The 22,730-nt window shown below is 62.2% G+C and carries 23 protein-coding genes; 13 read left to right on the forward strand and 10 right to left on the reverse strand.

Annotated features, from left to right (window positions below; all coding sequences use genetic code 11):
* The first annotated feature begins 253 nt into the window (after positions 1-253).
* From cyoA to IB264_RS07375, 6 genes are all read left to right on the forward strand, one after another.
* Complete coding sequence (gene cyoA / locus IB264_RS07350; RefSeq protein ID WP_057207629.1) at positions 254-1,444, forward strand: ubiquinol oxidase subunit II; 1,191 nt, start codon at positions 254-256, stop codon at positions 1,442-1,444.
* A gap of 32 nt (positions 1,445-1,476) precedes the next feature.
* Positions 1,477-3,480, forward strand: coding sequence for a cytochrome o ubiquinol oxidase subunit I (gene cyoB / locus IB264_RS07355; protein WP_025429526.1), 2,004 nt, complete (start codon positions 1,477-1,479; stop codon positions 3,478-3,480).
* Between the two features lies 1 nt (position 3,481).
* Positions 3,482-4,105 carry a cytochrome o ubiquinol oxidase subunit III gene (gene cyoC / locus IB264_RS07360; protein WP_025429525.1) on the forward strand — a complete coding sequence of 208 codons (624 nt, stop codon included), beginning with the start codon at positions 3,482-3,484 and terminating at the stop codon, positions 4,103-4,105.
* Complete coding sequence (cyoD, locus tag IB264_RS07365; RefSeq protein WP_025429524.1) at positions 4,102-4,509, forward strand: cytochrome o ubiquinol oxidase subunit IV; 408 nt, start codon at positions 4,102-4,104, stop codon at positions 4,507-4,509. The genes cyoC and cyoD overlap by 4 nt, the downstream gene beginning before the upstream one ends.
* Before the next feature lie 15 nt (positions 4,510-4,524).
* Entirely contained in the window at positions 4,525-5,274 is a 750-nt protein-coding gene (locus IB264_RS07370; protein ID WP_082571798.1) for an SURF1 family protein, read from the forward strand.
* A gap of 129 nt (positions 5,275-5,403) precedes the next feature.
* The gene (locus IB264_RS07375; protein WP_057224366.1) at positions 5,404-6,714 is read left to right on the forward strand and encodes an MFS transporter; all 1,311 of its coding nucleotides are present in this window, start codon (positions 5,404-5,406) and stop codon (positions 6,712-6,714) included.
* 47 nt (positions 6,715-6,761) lie between these two features.
* Here IB264_RS07375 and IB264_RS07380 read toward each other — a convergent pair whose 3' ends face one another.
* On the reverse strand, positions 6,762-7,049 hold the full coding sequence (locus IB264_RS07380; RefSeq protein ID WP_057213134.1) for a barstar family protein: 288 nt from the start codon (positions 7,047-7,049) through the stop codon (positions 6,762-6,764).
* A 237-nt stretch (positions 7,050-7,286) separates the two neighbouring features.
* Between IB264_RS07380 and minC the strand changes: the two genes are divergently transcribed.
* The 4 genes from minC (at position 7,287) to IB264_RS07400 (ending at position 10,397) form a co-directional block, all read left to right on the forward strand.
* Complete coding sequence (gene minC, locus IB264_RS07385) at positions 7,287-8,030, forward strand: septum site-determining protein MinC (RefSeq protein WP_057207625.1); 744 nt, start codon at positions 7,287-7,289, stop codon at positions 8,028-8,030.
* A 31-nt stretch (positions 8,031-8,061) separates the two neighbouring features.
* Positions 8,062-8,877 (forward strand): septum site-determining protein MinD, encoded by an 816-nt coding sequence (gene minD, locus IB264_RS07390; protein ID WP_025429519.1) that lies wholly within the window; start codon positions 8,062-8,064, stop codon positions 8,875-8,877.
* Positions 8,874-9,137 (forward strand): cell division topological specificity factor MinE, encoded by a 264-nt coding sequence (gene minE, locus IB264_RS07395; RefSeq protein ID WP_025429518.1) that lies wholly within the window; start codon positions 8,874-8,876, stop codon positions 9,135-9,137. Before minD ends, minE begins: the two co-directional genes overlap by 4 nt.
* Positions 9,138-9,296: 159 nt before the next feature.
* The gene (locus IB264_RS07400) at positions 9,297-10,397 is read left to right on the forward strand and encodes an NAD(P)/FAD-dependent oxidoreductase (RefSeq protein WP_057224368.1); all 1,101 of its coding nucleotides are present in this window, start codon (positions 9,297-9,299) and stop codon (positions 10,395-10,397) included.
* Between the two features lie 13 nt (positions 10,398-10,410).
* On the opposite strand, the gene IB264_RS07405 is transcribed toward IB264_RS07400, so the two are convergent.
* Positions 10,411-11,889: a PLP-dependent aminotransferase family protein gene (locus tag IB264_RS07405; RefSeq protein WP_084814965.1), complete on the reverse strand. Its 1,479-nt coding sequence runs from the start codon at positions 11,887-11,889 to the stop codon at positions 10,411-10,413.
* Between the two features lie 74 nt (positions 11,890-11,963).
* Between IB264_RS07405 and IB264_RS07410 the strand changes: the two genes are divergently transcribed.
* On the forward strand, positions 11,964-12,602 hold the full coding sequence (locus tag IB264_RS07410) for an FMN-binding negative transcriptional regulator (RefSeq protein ID WP_057213140.1): 639 nt from the start codon (positions 11,964-11,966) through the stop codon (positions 12,600-12,602).
* A gap of 9 nt (positions 12,603-12,611) precedes the next feature.
* Entirely contained in the window at positions 12,612-13,175 is a 564-nt protein-coding gene (locus IB264_RS07415; protein ID WP_063991832.1) for a GNAT family N-acetyltransferase, read from the forward strand.
* A 289-nt stretch (positions 13,176-13,464) separates the two neighbouring features.
* On the opposite strand, the gene IB264_RS07420 is transcribed toward IB264_RS07415, so the two are convergent.
* Complete coding sequence (locus IB264_RS07420; RefSeq protein WP_057224371.1) at positions 13,465-13,845, reverse strand: YciI family protein; 381 nt, start codon at positions 13,843-13,845, stop codon at positions 13,465-13,467.
* A gap of 226 nt (positions 13,846-14,071) precedes the next feature.
* On the opposite strand from IB264_RS07420, the gene IB264_RS07425 reads away from it, so the two are divergent.
* Positions 14,072-14,281 carry a hypothetical protein gene (locus IB264_RS07425; protein WP_025429512.1) on the forward strand — a complete coding sequence of 70 codons (210 nt, stop codon included), beginning with the start codon at positions 14,072-14,074 and terminating at the stop codon, positions 14,279-14,281.
* A gap of 226 nt (positions 14,282-14,507) precedes the next feature.
* On the opposite strand, the gene IB264_RS07430 is transcribed toward IB264_RS07425, so the two are convergent.
* The 7 genes from IB264_RS07430 to IB264_RS07460 form a co-directional block, all read right to left on the reverse strand.
* Positions 14,508-15,359, reverse strand: a complete 852-nt coding sequence (locus tag IB264_RS07430) for an alpha/beta fold hydrolase (RefSeq protein WP_057224373.1) — start codon at positions 15,357-15,359, stop codon at positions 14,508-14,510.
* A gap of 528 nt (positions 15,360-15,887) precedes the next feature.
* Positions 15,888-16,565 carry an RraA family protein gene (locus IB264_RS07435; RefSeq protein WP_057224375.1) on the reverse strand — a complete coding sequence of 226 codons (678 nt, stop codon included), beginning with the start codon at positions 16,563-16,565 and terminating at the stop codon, positions 15,888-15,890.
* Between the two features lie 119 nt (positions 16,566-16,684).
* Positions 16,685-17,713, reverse strand: coding sequence for a hydroxyacid dehydrogenase (locus tag IB264_RS07440; RefSeq protein WP_057224377.1), 1,029 nt, complete (start codon positions 17,711-17,713; stop codon positions 16,685-16,687).
* A gap of 41 nt (positions 17,714-17,754) precedes the next feature.
* Positions 17,755-18,603 (reverse strand): CoA ester lyase, encoded by an 849-nt coding sequence (locus IB264_RS07445; RefSeq protein WP_025429508.1) that lies wholly within the window; start codon positions 18,601-18,603, stop codon positions 17,755-17,757.
* Positions 18,600-19,814 carry a CaiB/BaiF CoA-transferase family protein gene (locus IB264_RS07450; protein ID WP_057224379.1) on the reverse strand — a complete coding sequence of 405 codons (1,215 nt, stop codon included), beginning with the start codon at positions 19,812-19,814 and terminating at the stop codon, positions 18,600-18,602. The genes IB264_RS07445 and IB264_RS07450 overlap by 4 nt, the downstream gene beginning before the upstream one ends.
* Before the next feature lie 22 nt (positions 19,815-19,836).
* A complete protein-coding gene (locus IB264_RS07455) occupies positions 19,837-20,916 on the reverse strand; it encodes an ABC transporter ATP-binding protein (protein ID WP_057207613.1) in 1,080 nt (359 codons plus the stop codon).
* Positions 20,909-22,627 carry an iron ABC transporter permease gene (locus tag IB264_RS07460; RefSeq protein ID WP_057224381.1) on the reverse strand — a complete coding sequence of 573 codons (1,719 nt, stop codon included), beginning with the start codon at positions 22,625-22,627 and terminating at the stop codon, positions 20,909-20,911. The genes IB264_RS07455 and IB264_RS07460 overlap by 8 nt, the downstream gene beginning before the upstream one ends.
* Positions 22,628-22,730: the final 103 nt, after the last annotated feature.

Raw genomic sequence — 22,730 nt, forward strand, 5'->3', positions numbered from 1 at the left:
GGCGATTTGTGCCGCCTCGTCGAAATGTTGATCAATCAACGCCCGAGATCAAGGAAGCGGCGAAAAAAAACGTGAACTCGTCGGCATCTTCCCAATGGTCAGCCGGCGAGGATGCACTAGATTGGGCATTTGCGGACGTCGCTGTCCATTCTGCTGCGATGCGACAGAATGTTGCAGTGCGACGAACGACCTCATTCCGCCGAGCCCGATACGCGATTAGTGCCGACTAGACAAAACGCAAATGGAGCCCGAAATGCCCACTCCATTGAAGCTCGCCGGACGATCGGCCGTTCTTCTATCGACCCTGGCCCTTGCCGGGTGCGACCTGGTCGTGATGTCGCCCTCCGGCGATATCGCGGCACAGCAGAGAGATCTGATCGTCGTTTCGACGATCCTCATGCTGATCATCATCGTGCCGGTGCTTTTCCTGACGCTGTTCTTCGCCTGGCGCTACCGCCAGTCCAACACGGCTGCCAAATACGATCCGGAATGGCATCACTCCACCGGGCTGGAAGTCGTCATCTGGTCTGCGCCGCTGGCGATCATCATTGCGCTCGGGGCCGTCACCTGGATCAGCACCCACAAGCTCGACCCCTACAGGCCGCTCGACCGGCTTGACGCCAATCGGCCTGTCCCCGCCGAGACGAAGCCTCTGACCGTCGAGGTCGTGGCGCTCGATTGGAAATGGCTGTTCTTCTATCCGGACTACGGCATCGCCACCGTCAACGAGATGGCAGCACCGGTGGACGTGCCAATCAATTTCAAGATCACCGCATCCTCGGTGATGAACTCCTTCTACGTCCCCGCCCTTGCCGGCATGATCTATGCAATGCCGGGCATGCAGACCAAGCTGCACGCCGTTATCAACAAGCCGGGCGAGTATGAAGGCCTGTCGTCCAACTATAGCGGCGACGGCTTCTCGCACATGCGCTTCAAGTTCCATGGGTTGGACCAGGCGGGCTTCGATCAGTGGGTCGCAAGGGTCAAGCAGAACGGCACCATGCTCAATCGCGACGCCTACCTGAAACTCGAAAAGCCGAGCACGAAGGAACCGGTCCGCTACTTTGCCGGCGTCGAGGACGGGCTTTACGACGCGGTGCTGAACATGTGCGTGCGCACAGGCCAGATGTGCATGAACCAGATGATGCACATCGACATGATGGGTGGCGCCGGCGTGGAAAGCCACGAAAACCGCGCCAAGCTCGAGCACGACAACCGCCATGCCGGGGAAACGGGCCATGCGGGCGAAGCAGCACCGGGCGCCACCTTCCCGGCGACGGGCAATCCTTCGAAGAGCGAAGAGCCGGCCGAAGGCATCGACAAAGAGCCGCAGACGATGAACCACGACATGCACAACATGCACGGGGATCAAGCGGCGCCTGCCGGGAACCAAGCCGGTCCGGCGCCCGCACAGTTGAACAACGCCGGCACCACGAAGCCCTGACGCCCGCATTTCAAGAGAATTTGGATAGCCCTATGTTCGGTAACACCAACCTCACACAATTCATCTTCGGGCGGCTCACCTGGGAAGCGATCCCCTATCACGAGCCGATCCTGGTCGCGACGTTCATCGCCGTGGCGATCGGCGGCATCGCCGTCCTGGCGCTGATCACGAAATACAGGCTCTGGGGCTACCTCTGGACCGAGTGGTTTACCAGTGTCGATCACAAGAAGATCGGCATCATGTATGTGATCCTAGCGCTCATCATGCTGCTGCGCGGCTTTGCCGACGCGATCATGATGCGCCTGCAGCAGGCGATCGCCTTCAACGGCAACGAGGGCTATCTCAATCCGCACCACTACGACCAGATCTTCACCGCACATGGCGTGATCATGATCTTCTTCATGGCCATGCCCTTCGTCACCGGCCTGATGAACTATGTCGTGCCGCTGCAGATCGGTGCGCGCGACGTCTCCTTTCCGTTCCTCAACAATTTCTCGTTCTGGATGACGACGGCCGGTGCCGTGATCATCATGATGTCGCTGTTCGTCGGCGAATTCGCGCGCACCGGATGGCTTGCCTATCCGCCGCTGTCGGGCGCCGATTATAGTCCCGGCGTCGGCGTCGACTATTACATCTGGGGCCTGCAGGTCGCGGGTGTCGGAACGACCTTGTCCGGCATCAACCTGATTGCGACCATCGTCAAATTGCGCGCACCGGGCATGACGCTGATGAAGATGCCGGTCTTCACCTGGACGTCGCTCTGCACCAATATCCTGATCGTCGCCACCTTCCCGATCCTGACGGCGACGCTGGCGCTGTTGTCGCTCGACCGCTACGCCGGCACCAACTTCTTCACCAATGACCTTGGTGGCAACCCGATGATGTATGTGAACCTCATCTGGATCTGGGGCCATCCGGAGGTCTACATTCTCATTCTGCCGGCCTTCGGCATCTTCTCGGAAGTCGTTGCCACCTTCTGTGGCAAGCGGCTCTTCGGTTACGCCTCCATGGTCTATGCGACCTGCGTGATCATGATCCTGTCCTATCTTGTCTGGCTGCACCACTTCTTCACCATGGGGTCCGGGGCATCGGTCAACGCCTTCTTCGGCATCACCACGATGATCATCTCGATCCCGACGGGGGCGAAGATGTTCAACTGGCTCTTCACCATGTATCGCGGCCGCATCCGCTACGAGGTGCCGATGCTGTGGACCGTCGGCTTCATGGTCACCTTCGTCATCGGCGGCATGACCGGCGTCATGCTGGCGATCCCGCCGGCCGACTTCGTGCTGCACAACTCGCTGTTCCTGATCGCCCACTTCCACAACGTCATCATCGGCGGCGTCGTGTTCGGCCTGATGGCGGGTCTCGTCTACTGGTGGCCGAAAGCCTTCGGCTACAAGCTCGATCCGTTCTGGGGCAAAATGAGCTTCTGGTTCTGGCAGATCGGCTTCTTCTTCGCCTTCATGCCGCTCTACGTGCTCGGCCTGATGGGCGTTACCCGCCGCGTGTCGCAGTTCGAGGACCCGTCGCTGCAGATCTGGTTCGTCATCGCCGCCTTCGGCGCCGTGCTGATCGCGCTCGGCATCGCCTCCTTCGTCGTCCAGCTCGTCGTCAGCTATCTCAGGCGCGACCAGCTGCGCGACACGACGGGCGATCCGTGGAACGCCCGGACGATCGAGTGGTCGACCTCCTCGCCGCCGCCGGATTACAACTTCGCCTTCACGCCCGTCGTGCACGATCACGACAGCTGGTACGACATGAAGAACCGTGGCTACGAGCGTCCGCTCGGCGGCTTCAAGCCGATCCATATGCCACGGAACACCGGAACCGGCGTCATCCTCGCGGGTCTCAGCGTCGTGCTCGCCTTCGCGCTGATCTGGTACATCTGGTGGCTGGCGATCGTTGCGTTCGTTACCATGCTCGTCGTGTCGATCGGCCACACGTTCAACTACAAGCGGGATTTCTACATCCCTGCCGAGACCGTCACTGCAACCGAGGACGCCCGGTCCGAACTTCTGGCGGAGCGCACCTGAGATGGCGAACAAGACCCAAGTCGAAGCAACCGAAGCGCCGCAGTTCTATCTGGAGGAAGAGCACCATCCGGAAGGCAGCACCATGCTGGGCTTCTGGATCTACCTGATGAGCGACTGCCTCATCTTCGCCGTCCTCTTCGCCACCCATGGCGTGCTCGGGCGGAACTATGCGGCCGGTCCGTCGCCGGCCGATCTGTTCGATCTGCCGCTTGTTGCCATCAACACGGCAATGCTGCTGTTCTCCTCGATCACCTATGGTTTTGCCATGCTCCAGATGGAGCGCAACGCCAAGATGGAGACGATCTTCTGGCTTGGCGTGACCGCCGTGTTCGGCCTGGCGTTCCTCGGGCTGGAACTCTACGAGTTCTATCACCTGATCCTTGAGGGGGCAGGCCCGACACGCAGCGCGTTCCTGTCGTCGTTCTTCACGCTCGTCGGCACCCACGGCCTGCACGTCACCTTCGGCATCATCTGGATCGTGACGATGATGGTGCAGGTCAAGATGCATGGCCTGATCCCCGAGAACCGTCGCCGCCTGATGTGCCTGTCGATGTTCTGGCACTTCCTCGACGTCATCTGGATTGGCGTCTTCTCCTTCGTCTATCTGATCGGAGCCATCGGATGAGCTCACAGCCAAACAGCCTCACCCATGAAGATGCCGGCCAGGCCCATCACGGCCACAGCCACGGCCACCAAGCCGGCCACGGCTCGTTCAGAAGCTACATGATCGGCTTCGCGCTTTCCGTCGTCCTGACCGCCATTCCCTTCTGGTTGGTCATAGGCGGAGTGTTCGATAGCAAGCTGACGACGGCCGTCTTCGTCATGGGCCTCGGGGCCATCCAGATCGTCGTGCACATGATCTTTTTCCTGCACATGAACCCGCGTTCGGAAGGCGGCTGGACGATGATGGCGCTGATCTTCACGCTCATTATCGTCGGCATCGCGCTCGCCGGCTCGCTGTGGGTCATGCACCATCTGAACGTCAACATGATGCCGATGACGCACGAAATGATGAAGAACATGCCATGACGGCCCGTTGACGGCATGGCGATGAACGGGGGAGCGGCGAAGATCGAAGTGGGGGCAGAGCTTGTCCGCGCTCGCACCATTCTCACTGTCGCCCTGTCGGTGCTGATGGTGGCTTTCTTCGCCCTCGGCTCCTGGCAGGTGCAGAGGCTCTTCTGGAAGCTCGAGCTGATTGCCCGCGTCGATGCCCGGGTTCACGCCGAACCTGTTCCGGCTCCGCCCCCGGCCGAATGGCCCGGTATCAGTGCGGAAAAGGACGAATACCGTCGCGTGACCACGACCGGCGTCTTCGAGCACGAGAAGGAAGTGCTGGTCCAGGCGGTCACCGAGCGTGGCGCCGGCTTCTGGGTGATGACGCCGATCGTCCAGGACGACCGGTCGACCATCCTGATCAACCGTGGCTTTGTTCCGCTCGATCGGCGCGATGCTGCCGCCCGCTCCCAGAGCCGGACTTCCGGTGTTGTAGAGGTTATCGGCCTCTTGCGAATGCCGGAACCGGGTGGCGGCTTCCTGCGTTCCAACGACCCGACAGCCGATCGCTGGTATTCGCGTGACGTCGTTGCGATCGCCAAGGCCCAGGACCTGGCGAATATCGCGCCTTACTTCATCGATGCCGACGCCACGCCCCATCCGGGTGGTCTCCCTGTCGGCGGGCTGACGGTGGTCAGCTTCCGCAACAGTCATCTCGTTTATGCGGTAACTTGGTATGTGCTGGCACTGCTGAGTGCGGCGGGCATCTTTGTTGTTTATCGCTCGCGGGCGGGCTGAAGGCTTGGCGATTGTGCGTCGGCGCGGATAGGTTTCACGAAAGACGGACATCTCTCGGGTGCGATACCGCAGATGCATCCTCGCCCGAACAGCCGCGCCACCGATTAACGATAAGCACAAAGGCCTCCCATGCAGTCAGTCAGCATCGAACAGGGCATCGAGGCCGCCGGCGTCGGGCTGTTCCAGCGTCGCCTCTTCGTCATCTTCGGCCTTGTCTGGGCGGCAGATGCTATGCAGGTGCTGGCAATCGGTTTCAGCGCGCCGTCAATTGCTGCGACGTTCGGCGTCACCATCCCGCAGGCTCTGCAGTCGGGCACGTTCTTCTTTCTCGGCATGCTCGTCGGTGCCTTTGTTTTCGGGCGGCTCGCCGATCGCATCGGCAGGCGACCGGTGCTGTTCATCGCGATCATCATCGACGCAATTTTCGGCATCGCGTCGGCCTTTGCACCCGACCTTACCTGGCTATTCGTGGCCCGTTTCCTCACCGGGCTTGGGGTTGGCGGCACGCTGCCGGTCGATTACGCCATGATGGCTGAATTTCTGCCGGCCAACCGACGGGGGCGCTGGCTGGTGCTGTTGGAGGGGTTCTGGGCCATTGGGACCGTTGCACTGGCGATCCTGGCGCTTGTGGCTGGCAGTCATGGCAGCGAGGCTTGGCGGATCATCTTTTTCATCACCGGCATTCCGGCGTTGATCGGTGTCGTCCTGCGCTTCTACGTCCCGGAATCGCCCTTTTACCTGAACCGGCAGGGACATTCGACCGAGGCCCGCAGCGTCTTGCAGCGCATCGCTGATTTGAACGGACGGGATGTCGCCATCCCGCCGATCGTCCCTCAAGCTGCCGAGCGCAAATCGATCACAGCACTTCTATCGCCTGCGCTTCGCCGCCGGACGATCTTTCTGATGTCGGCGTGGCTGCTCATTTCCATATCCTACTACGGCATCTTCGTTTACTTGCCGGTCAAGCTTGCCGGCGAGGGCTTCGGTTTCATACGCGGCGAAGTCTTTCTCGTCGTTCTGGCACTGGCCCAGTTGCCCGGTTACGCGTTGGCTGCCTATGGCGTGGAACGCTGGGGGCGGAAGGCAACATTGATCGGCTTTCTCCTCCTCAGCGCGGCCGGCTCCCTGGCCTATGCTCTTGGGCAGAGCATAGGGCTTGTCGTTGCGGCCACGCTGTTGATGAATTTTGCCCTTTTGGGCACGTGGGGTGCGATCTATGCGTTGACGCCGGAAATCTATCCGACGAGCCTGCGCGCAAGCGGCATGGGCACGGCCGGCGCAATCGCCCGTGTCGGCGGGTTGCTTGCGCCGTCGATGGTTGCCCCGATCATGGCGACCAGTTTCACGACCGCGCTCGGCGTCATTTCGGGCCTGCTACTGCTTGCGGCGCTGAGCGTGTCGCTGATCGATGCCGAACCCCGCAACAAGGGTCTCGCGTGAGAGGTGAGATGCAGCACTGTTCCAGTGCTCGCCTTTGATGATTTCGACTACTTGAACTCAATCACGACGACGGTCGCGGCCCGCGCGATATTCTGCAAGGCATCCAACAGGGATACGCCACTACCGGTCTTGATGTGGCTGAGCGTTGCTGCATTTTTGAACGTCAGTTTGCATCGCCCGGGATAGCCCGGCCCGCCGCCCTCGACCGCGTCCCAGAACGCGTCGAGGTTGCAGCCAAAGTCTCGACCAGCCGCAGGATTCGTCACGGCAAGGTAGCGGCGCCAGAGATCCGCATCGGTCGCAATCCCCTGACAATCGATGACAAAGTGCTTCATTCATGCTGCTTTCGAGAAGCCGCCGTCGGCACCAATAGGGCACCGGCGTGCCCGGTTCAATCGGCCGTGGTGCACCCGATGGCAGATCATTCGCGATGAAGCGTACAACGCTCCTGCTTGCCGAAGTTGTGTCGAGGCAAGCCGTTCGAAAAGCCCGCCTGCGAGAAGCGGCAGGCACCTGTTAACCAATTGTTAACCATCCGTCGCCTAGATCACGGCAACGAAAAATTAACGAAGATGATCAAAGTGCTAACAGACGCTCGTTCGATCCGTATCAAGGGCCGCTCGTTCCTGAGCCTCGCGCTGTCGCCCGAGCTTCCACTCGATTCGTGGCTGACGCGGCTCGACGATCTGGCCGCTCGCTCGGCGGGTTTTTTTCTCGGCCGACCGGTAGTGCTTGATATCGTCGACCTCGAAATCGACCGGCCGCAGCTGAAGGGCCTGCTCGAAGAACTCGCCAGCAGGAACGTCCGCGTCCTGGGCATCGAGGGCGGACGTCCCTCGCTGTTCGAGCCGGGCATGCCACCCTCAATGAGAGGCGGGCGGCCGGCGCCGGAATTCGAGGCGGCAGCGGGCGAGTTGATCGCCGGTGAGCCGAAGGCACCTGAGGCTGTCTCCGTCATCGGCCAGGAAACGCCGGCGGCCAGAGCGAGCGCGTCGATCATCGTCAGGGAGCCGGTTCGTTCCGGACAATCGGTGATCTTTCCGGAAGGCGATGTCACCGTGATCGGGTCGGTCGCATCCGGCGCCGAAATCATCGCCGGCGGTTCGATCCATATTTACGGAGCGCTCCGGGGGCGGGCGCTGGCGGGTTCCGTAGGTAACACCTCGGCACGGATCTTCTGCCGCCGGCTGGAGGCAGAACTGCTGGCCATCGACGGTGTCTACAAGACCGCCGACGACATGGCGTCCGAGCTTCGTGGACAATCGGTGCAGCTTTGGCTCGAAGACGACTCGATCATGGCAGAGAGACTTAACTGAGCCGGTGCCGGCCAGGAAACAGGAGCGGAAGATGGCGAAAGTAGTTGTTGTTACATCGGGCAAAGGCGGCGTCGGCAAGACGACGTCGACCGCTGCTCTCGGCGCAGCGCTCGCGCAGCGCAACGAGAAGACCGTCGTCGTGGATTTCGATGTCGGCCTGCGCAATCTCGACCTCGTCATGGGTGCCGAGCGCCGTGTCGTCTATGACATGGTCAACGTCATTCAGGGTGACGCCAAGCTGCCGCAGGCGCTGATCCGCGACAAGCGCCTGGAGACGCTCTTCCTGCTGCCGGCATCGCAGACCCGTGACAAGGACAGCCTGACGCCGGAAGGCGTGGAACGTGTCATTAACGACCTGAAGAAGCATTTCGACTGGATCATCTGCGACAGCCCTGCCGGGATCGAGCGCGGTGCAACGCTTGCCATGCGCCATGCCGACATGGCCGTGATCGTGACCAATCCGGAAGTTTCCTCGGTTCGCGACTCCGACCGGATCATCGGCCTGCTCGACGCCAAGACAGAGAAGGCCGAGCGGGGAGAACGGGTCGAGAAGCACCTGCTCCTGACCCGCTACGATGCGCTGCGCGCCGAACGTGGCGACATGCTGAAGGTCGACGATGTCCTGGAGATCCTGTCGATTCCGCTGCTCGGCATCGTTCCCGAGAGCATGGACGTGCTCAGGGCATCCAACATCGGCGCCCCGGTGACGCTCGCCGACAGCAAGTCTGCGCCGGCGCTTGCCTATCTCGACGCCGCTCGCCGGCTTGCAGGCGAAACCGTGCCGATGACCATCCCGGGTGAAAAACGCGGTCTGTTTGGCAAGATCTTCGGACGGAGGGCAGCATGAGCATTTTCAGTTTCTTCAAAAAGCAGAGCTCGGCCCCGACGGCGCGTGAGCGCCTGCAGGTCCTGCTGGCACATGAGCGCGCCTCCGTCGGCCAATCGGATCTCGTTGCGCTGCTGCGGGAAGAGATTCTTGCGGTCATCTCCAAGCACGTTCAGATCGACGACGACAAGGTCACAGTCAAGATGGACCGCGGCGAACACGTGACGACGCTGGAAGTCGACATCGAGATCCCGCTCGCCGCCGGTGCACGGGCAGCCTGAAAGCGGGTCCGCAGCATATGACGTCAGGCAGCAGGGGATATCGATGGTTCAGATCATCCGTTCCTGTGCTGCCTGACGTATCCCGTCATGCTGTGCTACTGCATCGTCTTGCAGCGCCCTTGGCGTCCCATTTGACGCGCGACGCTGTTGAGGTCCGCTATGTCCCATGAGCAAGTGGAATGCATTGTCGCGGGAGCCGGCGTCATCGGGTTGGCCGTCGCTCGCGCGCTTGCTCAAGCCGGCCGTGAGGTGATCATCGTCGAAGCGGCCGATCGTATCGGCAGCGTAACGTCGTCGCGCAACAGCGAAGTGATCCACGCCGGGATCTACTATCCGGCGGGCAGCCTGATGGCGCGCTTGTGCGTCGAAGGCCGGGCCCTGCTCTATGCCTATTGCCGCGAACGCGGCATCCCCCATCGGCAATGCGGAAAGCTGATCGTGGCCACCTCGGCCTTGGAGCTTGAGCAGCTCCCCGATATCGCGGTGCGCGCGGCGCAAAATGGCGTGCCGGATCTCCGGCAAATCTCGGCCGCGGATGCGCGCGTCCTCGAACCGGCGCTTGCCACCACCGGCGCGCTGCTGTCGCCGGTAACCGGCATCATCGACAGCCACGCGTACATGATGTCGCTGCTTGGCGATGCCGAGAATGCCGGCGCGGTCTTGGCGCTCAACAGCCCCGTCGAGCGAGGCAAGGTGACCGATGGCGGTATCGTCATCGACGTCGGCGGCGCCGAACCCATGAGCCTTGCCTGCCGGCTGTTCGTCAACGCCGCCGGCCTCGGCGCACCGATGCTGGCGCGCCAGCTTGAGGGCATGCCTCTCGGGCTCGTGCCGAAAGAGTACTATGCCAAGGGCGACTATTTCTCCCATGTCGGCAGGGCGCCGTTCTCACGGTTAATCTATCCCGTGCCGGTCAAGGGTGGACTCGGCATCCATCTAACCATCGATATGGCCGGCCAGGCCCGTTTCGGCCCCGATATCGAGTGGGTCGATACATTGAGCTATGACGTCGATCCGGCGAAGGCCGCATCATTCTACGCCGGTGTTCGCCGCTATTTTCCTGGCCTGAAGGACGGCGCGCTCGTGTCGGCCTATTCCGGTATCCGGCCAAAGATCGTGCCGCCGGAGGTGGCAAGCCAGGACTTCGTCGTGCAAGGACCAAGCGTGCACGCCGTGCCCGGACTGATCAATCTGTTCGGCATCGAGTCGCCCGGCCTCACCGCATCCCTAGCGCTGGCGAAGCTGGTGGCAGAAATCTAGGCCTGTGGGCAACTCAACCGTCGTTTGGGCCGCAGGACAGCTCGCCTAATCCGTAAACGACGGATGCCAGCTTTTCCGTTCCCCGGCGCAATTCGTCCGGTGTCAGCGAGGCATAGCCGAGCACCATGCCGGCCCGGTCCGGTTTGCGTTCGAGATAGAGCGGCGACACGGGGTAGATGCCAATCCCGGCAGCCCCCGCGGTTTCGATCAGCCGCGTCTCATGCTGTGCGCTGATCTCACGGAACCAGACGACGACATGCAGCCCGGCCGATGTGCCGACGATCTCTAACTGTTCGCCAAAGCATGATGTCAGTGCCGAGATCAGGGCGGCGCGACGCTCGGCATTGGACCGGCGCATCCTACGGACATGCCGTTCGTATGAGCCTGCTTCCAGTAGGATTGCGAGCGCCTCCTGCTCAAGGCTCGGGCTATGCCGGTCGGCGATCTGCTTGCATCGCGTGAAGACCTCGATCAACGGCCGGGGAACCACGAGATAGCCCAGCCTGAGGGCCGGCGAGAGCGTCTTCGAGACTGTGCCGACATAAATGACCCGGTCACGATCCGCTTGAAACAGCGGCGGTATCGGCTTCACGTCATAGCGGTACTCGCCGTCGTAGTCGTCCTCGATGATATAGGCTCCGACCGCATAGGCCCATTGGAGCAACGCGTCCCGCCGGCTCTGCGGCAGGACGCCACCGAGCGGAAACTGGTGGCTCGGCGTCACGTAGGCGAGCGCTGATTTTCCACGGGACGGCAGGTGCTCCACGACAAGGCCGGCACGGTCGCAGGGAGCGGCAACGATTTCAGCGCCGGCGGCGACCATGACGTTGCGCGCCATGGCATAACACGGTTCCTCAACAATGACGCGGTCGCCGCGATCGACGAGAACGCGGGCGCAGAGATCCAGCGCCTGTTGCGAGCCGGAAACGACGACGATCTGATCGGCGTCGCAGCGGATGCCGCGCACACGCCAGAGATAGCCCTGAAGTTGTTGTTTCAGGGCGGCGGAGCCGGCCGGATGCTCGTAGGAAAGGCTATCACGGCGGCGCAGCAGCGCCGCATTCATCGCCCGCCGCCACAGCAGCGTCGGAAAGTCGGCGGCGGCAATATCGCCATAGCGAAAATCGAACTCCAGTGCCGGCCGCCTCTCAGCATAGTGGATCGGAAGCTCCATCAGCCGGGCAGCATAGTCCGACATCGGCCATTCCAGGCGATGCTCAGCCTGTCGGCTGTGTCGCGTTCCTGGCCCGGCCATATCCGAGACGATCGACGCCGAGCCCTGGTGGCTGATCACGTAGCCCTCGGAGACGAGCTGGTCGAAAGCGGCCGTGACCGTCGTGCGCGACACGCCCAGTTCCTCGGCGAGCGCACGGCTCGATGGCAGCCTGTCACCGGGCGCATAGACGCCAGCACCAATCTGCTCTTGCAGCTCAAGGTAAATGCGGCGGGCAGCGCCCGTGCGTTGTGATCTCCCACCGCTCAACTGGCCCAATGAAAAGCTCCGAAACTGGACGTTTATTTTGTGCCAGTTAACGCCGATGCTGCGCGAAGTTCAAGGAGAGTTCCATGTACACGCCGCCAGCTTTTGTGGTCGACGACACCAGCGAAATACACGCGATGATGCGGGCATGCCGCATCGCCAATTTTATCACCGCGACGGCGCAAGGTCCCTTGGCGACACCGCTGCCGATGTTGCTCGACGCTGAGGAGGGAGAAATGGGTACGCTTTATGCCCACCTCGCCCGCCCCAATCCGCAGTGGCAAACGCCCATGATTGGCGATGGCCTCGCTGTCTTCATGGGTCCCGACGCCTACATCACCCCGGCCTGGTATGCAGCGAAGGCCGAGCATGGAAAGGTGGTTCCGACATGGAACTACACTGCTGTTCAAGCAAAGGGCCCGGTCGAGTTCTTCGATGATCCGGCCCGGCTGCTCGATGTCGTCAAGCGGCTCACTGATCTCCACGAGGCGGCGGCCGCAAAGCCGTGGGCCGTCAGCGATGCGCCTGCGGCTTATATCGCAGCGCAATTGCGCGGCATCGTCGGTATTCGAATGCCGATCACGCATCTGACAGGCAAACGCAAGCTGAGCCAGAACCGTCCAGAGCCGGACAGGATGGGCGTCAGGAACGGCCTTTCGGAAAGTCATCGCGATTTCGACCGCGCAATTGCGGACATGATCCCCGTTCCATCATCATCATCATGAGACAAGAGCATGTTCAAGTCTGATTTCGATCCACAACCGGCATTGAGCGGCGAGGCCATCTTCCTCAGGCCGCTGCGGCCGGAAGACCTCGAGGGCCTTTACTCCGCAGCAAGCCATCCCGACGTCTGGGCAGGGCATCCAGCAACGGATCGCTACAAGCGGGAGAACTTCGAGCCCTACTTCGCGTTGTTGCTTGCAAGCGAAACGACGCTCGTGGCGATCGATCGGCAAAACGACAAGATCATCGGATGCTCCCGCTACTACGTCGCTCCTGACATGCCGGACAGCATTTCGATCGGTTTTACTTTCCTCAACAACGCCTATTGGGGCGGCGGCACCAACTTCGACCTGAAGCGGCTGATGCTCGGCCATGCCTTCGGTACCTATCCGGAAGTCTGGTTCCATATCGCGCCGACAAACATTCGTTCGCGAAAGGCGACTGCCAAGCTCGGTGCGGCGCATGTCTATGACGCGATATTGGACCTCTCGGGCACGCCGTCGCCGTGGATGTGCTTCCGGCTGCGGCAGGACGATTGGAACCGTGTCGTCGCCGGCAGGGCTGAGGTCGCTTGATCCGCTTCGTTGCCGCGGTCAGGCTTTTCCCGGCGTCGAAAGTCAGTGCAAACAAGCGCAAACCCCGAGGATTTCCACTCGTAGAAGGTTTTTCTGACGCTGGCCGGAAGGGCGTTTCGTCTGGAAGCGATCGGCGAGGTGACCATCTGCTGTGGCAACCGTCGCATCGCTGTTTGATCGTGCGCAGCTGGCGCTTCATAGCCTCGAACAAGTCGCAACGGCAGACGCAAGAAGAACGGGCTCTCCCTATCGGCGAGCCCGATTTTTAATTGTAAGGCATTGCTTACTATTATTCTTCCTTGAAATCCAATGACGTGCCGGGGAGATAAAGCGAAATCGGCCGGATCTCATAGGTGGCCGTCGGGTTGGCGCGGCGCAGATCACGGGCTGCCGCCACGGCTGCCTCAAGCGTTGGAAAATCCACGACGTAGAGACCGAGCAATTGTTCCTTGGTTTCGGCAAAGGGGCCGTCGATGACAATGCCCTCGCCTTTGCCTCGCAGCGTCACTGCATGCTGGGTGGGGCCAAGCCGTGCCGCCGGGCCCAAGGATTTTTCCCGCACGAGGCGGTCATTGACCTGGAGCAGGTCGGTCATCAGGGCCGCGTCCTCCTCCTCGGTCCAGGATTCGACCACTCCCTCTTCGTGATAGGCGAGGATGGCGTAATACATCAAAACATCTCCCTTGCGCGTTTTCGGTTTTCGCTCAGCCAGTAACCATCGGGACGTATTTGGGTGAGCGCCGCCGGGAATATATGGCCGGATCGGCGCGCAGACTATGGGCATGCACGTTTCAATTGAAGGAACGGTTCGAGGCGAAAGCGCTCACGCTTCAACAAACTGTCGCACAGGAGGGGTATCGGAGACCGCGAAGCAATCTTGACGTCCGCGCCCGCCCATGACGGCGCCGACGTTTGATGGGTATGACATGCGCACGTCTCGAATACTGGCCGGATTGATCGAACGACACGACGAGCTGGAGCTCAAGCTCGATTTTCTCGAGTGCACCAGCACCGCTCTCAGCGATGATGGCACTCTTGCCGAGTTGCGACACACGCTCAAGGAAATCAGGCGAGATATTGCCCGCAACCGAACCCGTTGTCGCTGACGTTCATCAGCGCGGACCTTGATGTTGGCGCAGGCGCCTCGCTGTCTCATCGCCAAACGGCGAGAGCACGCAGCACGTTGTCGGCGCTGCGTACTTTCGACCCATATTGTGCAGGCGGGATACTGCCTTCACCGAGAGCGCATCTGGTTTCGACGAGGTAGCAGAAACGCTCTATCTCTTTGTTTTTGCACATTTCCAGGAAAACCGCCTCGCACTTTTCCTGGCTTTAGTCCGTGTGTCTGACAATGGCCGGGATGATGATACCCCAATCGGCCCTGTGAAGTTCATGCCCGCCGCCGGCGATCGGAAGATATTCGGAGCCGGCCACAACTTCGGCAATGGCCATCCCATGCTCGACCGAGAAGATCGGGTCGGTGGTGCCATGGATTACCAGCAGCGGCGCTTCGAGCGATTTGAGCTTGCCTTTGACAGTGTCGCCGCCCTGAAGCATGAAGTGGTTCGTGGCGGAGAGTAGGCCGCCCGAGCGATCATGATCCCGCTCGATGAAGGCACGGATCCGGTTCGCGTCATGGGGGTGGGCTGTGCTCGCGACCATGCGGGCGTCCTTCGTCATGAAATCGATCACTTGTGTCCGATCCGACCAGTCAACGCTTTCGGCCGCAGCGACGTGTTCCATATAGTCAGCGTTTATCGGTGGAAGCTCAAGCTCGAGTCCCATTGGCGTAGTGCTGACAAGCGTCAGCGACGACACCCGTTCCGGAGCGGACAACGCCAGGATCTGAGCGATCATGCCGCCGAGCGACATGCCGACGAGGTGAGCCGATGCAATGCCATAGGCGTCGAGCACGGCAACTGCATCACCGGCCATGTCCTCCATCGAATAGGGAGGATTGCCGGGGGCATATTTGGTGGAAAGCCCCGTATCGCGGTTGTCGTAGCGGATGACATAGCGCCCGCTTGCCGCCAGCTTGCGGCAGAATTCGTCGGGCCACCACATCATCGAGGTCATCGCACCCATGATCAAAAGCACCGGCGGCGCTAAGGGATCGCCAAAGGTCCCCGTGGCGATGGTGACGCCGTTGCCGCCTACGACATTCTTGGACGTTTCCTCGGCCATGGCCCTGCTCCTCGCTGTTGCACCAGTGGCGGCCAGGGCTGCTGCCACGAGCAGAAACTGGCGTCGGCGATGTAGGTATCTACAGCGCCGCGCGGCATATTAGACGCGCAAAGGTCGCTGTAGCACTTTGAATTGCTGCATGCTTTCATCCTTAAATCGAATGGGATTTAAGGAAACAGCGTGCTTTTCATCGTCGGCTCCCTCGCGACATCTAACGTCGGCATGGGCAGACACTACGGCTCCCGACCTTCTCGCTCGAGAGAGGAACTGGCCAAAATAGGGGCGTTCGTGCCAGAGCGCTGTAAGTCGCGCAGCTTTTGTTAGGTCGCGTCTAGACCGGCGGGTCCACGAGGCTCTGATGGCGGAAGGCACGGGCGTCGCAGACGCCGCGTAACGGGGCGCTTGGCCGACAACCGGCTGGCGGCCACGTCGATCACTGCGTTGTTGAAACGGTCGGGCAGTTATCGTCGTAAAACGACCGGGTGGGGAACCCGGTCGTGTTTGGTCCGCGCCTTTTGATCGAGCAGGCTAGTCGACCAGGGCGCAGCCCAGCCGCTCGAGTTCCCGGTCCACCCAGGACCTGTCCATCGTTCCAGAAAGCGTCGCCGCCATCTGCTTGGCCTCGGCATCCTGTTTGGCCCGGGTTGCCTTGAGGACCGCTTCGGCATCCGCCTTCGGCACGCAGACGATACCATCGATGTCGCCGAGCATCAGGTCGCCCGGATTGATGACCATTCCGGCGATGGAAATCTGGAAGCCGATCTCGCCCGGTCCCGTACGATAAGGGCCGCGATGGGTGACGCCAAGCGCATAGAGCGGCAGCGGCTGGGCGCGGATGGCTTCGGCGTCGCGGATTGCGCCGTTGAGGACGAAGCCGGCAACGCCGCGCTTGACCGCATGCGCCAGCATCAGTTCGCCCATCAGCGCATTGGTCGTGTCGCCGCCGGCATCGACGACGACGATGTCGCCCGGTGCCGCCATGTCGATTGCCTTGTGCAGCATCAGGTTGTCGCCCGGGCAGGTCTTGACCGTCAGCGCCGGGCCGGCGAGCACGCCGCCGCTATGCATCGGGCGTAGCCGATCACCGCCGGCGACAAGCCGCGACATGCTGTCGGACACGTTGGCGACGGGCAGGACGCGGAAGGCCTCGACATAGGAAGCGTCGATACGCTTCATGCTGTTCTTTACTCTGAAACCGATGGGCATGTGGTCTTCCTTCTGGAACTCTCGAGCGTTTCCGGTTTAGGTGGGTCGTAGAAACGCTCTATCTCGTTGTTTTCATGCATTTCCCGGCGGAAATCCGCCTCGCGTTTCCCGGGAAAGCTTCAGGCGGTCGCCTTGCGCAGGCCGAGGCTCTGCGGAGCCGCAAGGCTGAAGGCATCTGGCGCTTGGCCGTTGAGGACGCTGATGATGTGGCGCGCGGCAATTTCGGCCATCGCTTTCGATGAGCCGTGGGTGACGCCACCGATGTGGGGCGTCGCCAGCACCAGCGGCGAGGCCCAGAGCGGGTTGTCGGCAGCCGGCGGTTCGGCTGCGAAGCTGTCGAGCGCGGCACCCGCTATACGCCTGTCGCGCAGGGCGACGGCGAGCGCCGCCTCGTCGATGATGCCGCCGCGGGCGGTGTTGACGATGAAGGACGTCGGCTTCATCAGCGCCAGGCGACGGGCATCGATCAGGTGGCGAGTCTCCGCCGTCAAAGGGCAATGCAGGCTGACGATGTCGGCGCGGGCGACAAGCTCGTCGACGTCGTCGATGGCGGTTATGTTCCCCTGAGCGAGTGCCGCTGCGGCATGCGGATCGTAGACGATGACGTCCATGCCGAGTGCGTGCGCCATGGCCGCTGTCTCGCGGCCGATCGAGCCATAGCCGATGAGGCCCATGAGGGTGCCGGCGATGTCGCGCCCCATGAAGGTCGGTTTCGGCCATTGGCCGCCTCTGACCGCCGCGGTCAGCGGTGCGATCTCCTTGATCAGCGCCAGCGAAAGCGCGATCGTGTGTTCGGCGACTGCGCGCGCGTTCGAGCCCATCGAGCGCAACACGGGTATGCCGCGATCGGCGGCGGCCTGGATATCGACATTGTCGACGCCGACGCCATGTTTGACGATGACCTTCAGCTTCGGCGACGCGGCAATGACAGCCTCGTTGATCTGGCCCTGCCGCACCATGATCGCGTCGACGCCGAGATCGGCGGCGCGTGCGGCGACGACATCCGAGGCGTCATAGGGTGGAGAAAAGAAGACATCGCAGTCATGGGCGTTGAGCAGCGCGACGGCGCTCTCGGCAATCCTGTTGTGGGTTACAAGGACGCGCCATTTGCGGTTTGTATGGTTCTCGGCAGCTGGAAAGTCGGACACTCTGTTCTCCAGGATAGATGCGGGGTCGCCGGGCGGTTGGATCAGCCCGTGGTGCGCGCCAGCAATCCGCGGGCGCGCGTGACGATCGGCAGGTCGACGAATTTGCCCTCGAAGGTGAAGGCACCGATCCCGGCCAGTGCGGCGGCATCGGCGGCGGCAATCAGCCGTCGGGCGCGGTCGAGCTCTTCCGCGGAAGGCGAGAAGCCGTCATTCAGCAGCGAGATCACGCTCGGGTGAATGCAGGTGGCGCCGTCGAAACCGAAGTCCTTGGCTTCCCTTATGGCTGCAGCCAATCCCTCCTTGTCGGCATAGTCGGCCGTGCTGCGCAGCAGCCCGAAGGAGAGGACGCCAGCGGCCTTCGCGGCGTAGTGGATCATCAGCTTCGGTATGCGCAAAACCTCAGGCGTCGGCTGGGCGCCCATGGATGTCGCAAGGTCCTCGCCACCAGCCGACAAGGCGAAGACCCGCGGGCCTGTGGCGATCGACGTGGCGTTGAGCAATCCCGCGGGATCTTCGATCAGCGGCGCAAACCGCATCGGCGGCCGGTTCGCGGCCGATTCCAGCGGCTCCAGGTGCCGATCGAGTTGATGCAGGACTTCAGGCGAAGACACCTTGGGAATGTAGAGCGCCAGTGCGCCGGCCTCGCAGGCCGCACTGGCGTCGGCCAGCATCGTCGTTTCGTCATGGGTGTTGATCCGCACGATCACCGCAGCGCCGCGCTGGCCAACCATCGGCACGGTTCGAGCAAGAGCGACCCTTGCCGCGTCCTTCTCGTTGGCGGCGACCGCGTCCTCGAGGTCGATGATAATGGCATCGGCGCCGCGTTCGTGGGCCTTTTCTAGAAAGCGGGGCGAACTGCCGGGAACATAAAGTAGCGAGCGCAGCATCATTCGGTTCTTCCCCCCATGATCAGGTCGATTTCGTCGGTCGACAGGCCGACTTCGTTGAGGACGTCGCGGGTGTTTTCGCCAAGCGCCGGTGCCGGGTTGCGCCAAACGCCGGGGGTCGCCGACATCCGCGGCAGGATGTTGTGCATGGGCAGCGACCCGTGCTCACGATCCTCCACTTCGGTAAAAACCTCGCGCTCGATGAAATGCGCGTCGCTAAAGGCATCGGCGATGTTGTAGACCGGCCCGACCGTTGCACCGGCCCGGCGCATGACGTCGAGTGCGTCGTCGCGCTCCCTCGTCGCAAACCAGGCACTGACGGCCTCGTCGACCAGCGGCCGGTTGCGGACCCGGTCGGTATTGGTGGCAAAGCGCGGATCGGTGATCATTTCGGGACGGCCGATGATCTCGAAGATACGTTTGGCAACCGCCTGGGTGGAGCCGGACAGCGCGACGTATTTGCCGTCGGCGCATCGATAGACGTTGCGTGGCGATGTCGTGTTGGAGCCACTGCCGACCCGTTCCTTGATCTTGCCGGTCGTCTTGTAGATCGCGGCCTCCGGTCCGAGCACCGAGAACATCGGCTCCAGCAGCGACAGGTCGATGACCTGCCCGCGCGCCGTGCCGCGCTGGCGCGCCAGCAGCGCCATGCTGACAGCCGAAGATCCGTAGATGCCGGCGATCATGTCGGCGAGTGCCAACGGCGGCAGTACCGGTTCCCGATCGGGAAAGCCGGTGCGGGCGGCAAATCCGCTCATCGCTTCCACCAGCGTGCCGAACCCCGGCAGGGTGGCGTAAGGACCGGTCTGACCGAAGCCGGAAATGCGCACGATGATCAGGTCGGGATTGCGGGCAAGCAGCGTCTCCGGCGCCATGCCCATCTCCTCGAGCGTGCCTGGGCGGAAGTTTTCGATGAAGACATCGGCCGTGTCGAGCAGCTTGAGCATGGCGTCCATCGCCGCCGGTTCGCGAAGGTTGAGCATGGCCGAGCGCTTGTTGCGGCCATAGGTCTTCCAGTAGAGCGAGCTGCCGCCGTCGCGCCAGTCGCGCAAGGGATCGCCGACCGGCGGCTCGACCTTGATGACGTCGGCGCCGAAATCGCCGAGTTGCAGCGACAGCATGTTGCCGGCGACCAGCCGCGACAGATCGACGACGCGAATGCCGTCAAGCGGGCCTTTGGCGGCGGCGTCGAAGCTTTTGGGTTCCTTGGTCATGAGGTGCTCCGCGTTTAAGGGCTCAGGCCTGCGGCCGGGATTGCGCGGCAAACAGCGTCGAGGCTTCCGGCGGCACATAGACGAAGACATGCTTGTCGGCGACCTCGCGCGCGGTCTGGACGCGGAAGGTGCTGCCGGCGCCTGTCAGCTCGTACTGATAGACGGAGCCGAGATAGGAGCCGCCCTGAACGGTTGCCTGTACGACGTTTTCACCGGCGCTGCCGACGATCTGCAGCCGCTCCGGACGCACGGCAATCACGACTTTTTCGTCAGCACCGTTCCGGCCGGTGTTCGCCTTGATCATCGTTCCGTCTTCGAGGCGAACATTGGCGATGCCGGCGGCGCGATCGACCACGGTACCTGTCAGGAAGTTCGAGGAGCCGATGAAGTCGGCGACGAAGGCATCGGCCGGCGTCTCGTAGATTTCCTTCGGGGTGCCAAGTTGGCGGATACGCCCCGTGTCCATCACCGCGATGCGGTCGGAAACCGCAAGCGCTTCCGCCTGATCGTGGGTCACGTAGACGGTCGTGACGCCGAGACGTTCCTGAAGCTCGCGCAACCAGACACGGGCGCGCTCGCGCAGCTTCGCATCGAGGTTGGACAGCGGTTCGTCAAGCAAAAGCAGGCCCGGTCGATAGACGAGTGCGCGCGCGAGCGCCACGCGCTGCTGCTGGCCGCCGGAAAGCTCGAAGGGGTAACGCTCGGCGAATTTGGCCATCTCGACCAGTTCAAGCGCTTCCTTTATGCGCTTGTCCTGCTCGGCGCGGCCGATCTTGCGCAGTTTCAGCGGGAAGGCGAGGTTTTCCGCCACCGACATATGCGGCCAAAGCGCGTAGCTTTGAAAGACGAGCCCGATGTTGCGCTGTTCCGGCGGCACCACCGTTTTGGTCTTGCCGTCGAAGAGCACGCGGTCGCCCATGCGGATTGCGCCCGATGTCGCGTGGTTCAGTCCGGAAATTGCAAAAAGCGTCGTCGACTTGCCGCAGCCGGAGGGGCCGAGCAGCGTCAGGAACTCGCCCTTCGGAATGGTCAGCGAGACTTCGCTGACGGCCTTGTAGGAGCCGTAGTTGATGGAGAGGTTGTCGAGGATGAGATCAGCCATAGATCTTGGCTCCCAGCAGACGGCGCGCCATGAAGACGAACAAGGCCGTGATGATGACTTGGATGGTGGCAAGGGCGGAGACGGGTCCGTTGTCGCCCTGGGCATAGAGCTGCAGCATGGTCGAGCCGATGATTTCGGACCCCGGCTGGTAGAGGAAGACTGCCGTCACATACTCCTTGAAGAAGTGGATGAAGAGCAGCGCGAAGCTTGAAAACAGCGCGGGCTTCAGCAGCGGCAGGACGATGCGTGTCACCGTCGTCCACCAGTCGGCGCCGGAAATGCGCGAGGCGCGGTCAAGCTCTTCGCCGATCTGCGACAGCGCCGGTGCGATCGCGCCGAAACCGATCGGAATGTAGCGTATGACAAAGGCGGCGATCAGGATCCAGATCGTGCCGCGGATCATGTCGAGGCCCGGGACCCAGACCACGGCATAGAAGAAGCCGAGGCCGGCGATGATGCCGGGCAGCGAGCGCGGGAACAGCGCGACATATTCGAGTGCGCGGCGGAAGCGGAACTCGGAACGCTTGGCGACAAGCGCGATGAGCACGACGCAGGCGGTGCCGATGATGCCGCCGAGGAAGGAGATGACGACGGAATTGAGGATCGCCCTGACATATCCCGGCTGATTGAAGATCAGCTCGAAGTTGGCAAGGGTCAGTAGCTTCCAGAACGGGACCAGCGGCGTCAGGAAGCTGACGCTGGCGCGCATGAAGATGCCCGCAAAGACGGTGACGATGGTGAAGAGCACATAGGCCGCGACGGCGGCGAATGCGACCCAGCGCCAGTTTCCGAGGTCGACGAGCGAGGGGCGGGAGGCCTTGCCGCGCACGGTGACGAAGCGGCCGCTGTCCTTCATCAACCGGCCCTGCAGCCAGACGAGCAGGCCGACGATCACAAGCAGCATGACCGCGCCGGCACCGACGATACCGTAGTCGGATTGCACGGCGGCATTGATGCCCTGGTCGTAGAGGAAGGTCGTGACCGTGTGGATGCCGCTCGGGCCGCCGAAAACCAACGGGATTGCCAGCATCTCGATGCCGATGACGAAATTGAGGACTGCGGAGTAGACCATTGCCGGCCGCATCATCGGTACGGTGATGCTGATCAGCGCCCGCATCGGGCTGGCGCCGGCCGAGCGGGCGGCATCTTCCAGCTGTGCGTCGGCCTTGGTGACGGCGCCGATGCACATGAGGTAAGCGAGCGGCGCCTGGCTCAAGCCCGCAACGATGCTCATGCCGGTCAGGCTGTAGAGGTTCCACGGGCTGAGTCCGGTGCTCGCCTTGAAGGCGAGAGTGATATAGCCCGACGGTCCGTACATGGTGAACCAGCCGAAGGCCATGACGAGGTTGCTGACGAAAAGCGGCCAGATCAGGATCTCGCCGATCCATTTGCGTCCGGGCAGATTGGTGCGGCCGACGATGACGGCCATAACCGAGCCGAACAGCTGGGCAACGACCATCGTGACGACGGCGAAGAACAGCGTGTTGAGCACGATCTTGCCCATGCCCGCCTCGGTGAACAGGCGAACGAAGTTGCCGGCGGTGACGACGGCGTCGGGCTTGTAGAGCGGCCGGTCGAGAAAGGCCTGGAGAATAATGGGCGCAATCGGCCCGATCACCAGGATCGTGGTCAAGATGCTTACGGCCCAGAAGGTGATGGTCGACCGGTCACGCGTGGCGCTCGGTGCCGACCCTGCTGTGAGCTCGGTCATGGCAATAGTCCTCGAAAGCCGTCCGCGAACGCGAAAGACGGTCGTCAGGCTTCGTAGAGTTGAAAATGAGGGCAGAGGAACCGCCGGCCGACCGTATCGCGGC

Source organism: Ensifer sp. ENS11 (assembly GCF_014851895.1).
Classification (GTDB): Bacteria; Pseudomonadota; Alphaproteobacteria; order Rhizobiales; family Rhizobiaceae; genus Ensifer; species Ensifer canadensis.

Bases quoted from the DNA above. Each gene is read 5' to 3' on its own strand.
- cyoA (WP_057207629.1), top strand. From the start codon at position 254: ATGCCCACTCCATTGAAGCTCGCCGGACGATCGGCCGTTCTTCTATCG.
- cyoB (WP_025429526.1), top strand. From the start codon at position 1,477: ATGTTCGGTAACACCAACCTCACACAATTCATCTTCGGGCGGCTCACC.
- cyoC (WP_025429525.1), top strand. From the start codon at position 3,482: ATGGCGAACAAGACCCAAGTCGAAGCAACCGAAGCGCCGCAGTTCTAT.
- cyoD (WP_025429524.1), top strand. From the start codon at position 4,102: ATGAGCTCACAGCCAAACAGCCTCACCCATGAAGATGCCGGCCAGGCC.
- IB264_RS07370 (WP_082571798.1), top strand. From the start codon at position 4,525: ATGGCGATGAACGGGGGAGCGGCGAAGATCGAAGTGGGGGCAGAGCTT.
- IB264_RS07375 (WP_057224366.1), top strand. From the start codon at position 5,404: ATGCAGTCAGTCAGCATCGAACAGGGCATCGAGGCCGCCGGCGTCGGG.
- IB264_RS07380 (WP_057213134.1), bottom strand. From the start codon at position 7,049: ATGAAGCACTTTGTCATCGATTGTCAGGGGATTGCGACCGATGCGGAT.
- minC (WP_057207625.1), top strand. From the start codon at position 7,287: ATGATCAAAGTGCTAACAGACGCTCGTTCGATCCGTATCAAGGGCCGC.
- minD (WP_025429519.1), top strand. From the start codon at position 8,062: ATGGCGAAAGTAGTTGTTGTTACATCGGGCAAAGGCGGCGTCGGCAAG.
- minE (WP_025429518.1), top strand. From the start codon at position 8,874: ATGAGCATTTTCAGTTTCTTCAAAAAGCAGAGCTCGGCCCCGACGGCG.
- IB264_RS07400 (WP_057224368.1), top strand. From the start codon at position 9,297: ATGTCCCATGAGCAAGTGGAATGCATTGTCGCGGGAGCCGGCGTCATC.
- IB264_RS07410 (WP_057213140.1), top strand. From the start codon at position 11,964: ATGTACACGCCGCCAGCTTTTGTGGTCGACGACACCAGCGAAATACAC.
- IB264_RS07415 (WP_063991832.1), top strand. From the start codon at position 12,612: ATGTTCAAGTCTGATTTCGATCCACAACCGGCATTGAGCGGCGAGGCC.
- IB264_RS07420 (WP_057224371.1), bottom strand. From the start codon at position 13,845: ATGTATTACGCCATCCTCGCCTATCACGAAGAGGGAGTGGTCGAATCC.
- IB264_RS07425 (WP_025429512.1), top strand. From the start codon at position 14,072: ATGACGGCGCCGACGTTTGATGGGTATGACATGCGCACGTCTCGAATA.
- IB264_RS07430 (WP_057224373.1), bottom strand. From the start codon at position 15,359: ATGGCCGAGGAAACGTCCAAGAATGTCGTAGGCGGCAACGGCGTCACC.
- IB264_RS07435 (WP_057224375.1), bottom strand. From the start codon at position 16,565: ATGCCCATCGGTTTCAGAGTAAAGAACAGCATGAAGCGTATCGACGCT.
- IB264_RS07445 (WP_025429508.1), bottom strand. From the start codon at position 18,603: ATGATGCTGCGCTCGCTACTTTATGTTCCCGGCAGTTCGCCCCGCTTT.
- IB264_RS07450 (WP_057224379.1), bottom strand. From the start codon at position 19,814: ATGACCAAGGAACCCAAAAGCTTCGACGCCGCCGCCAAAGGCCCGCTT.
- IB264_RS07455 (WP_057207613.1), bottom strand. From the start codon at position 20,916: ATGGCTGATCTCATCCTCGACAACCTCTCCATCAACTACGGCTCCTAC.
- IB264_RS07460 (WP_057224381.1), bottom strand. From the start codon at position 22,627: ATGACCGAGCTCACAGCAGGGTCGGCACCGAGCGCCACGCGTGACCGG.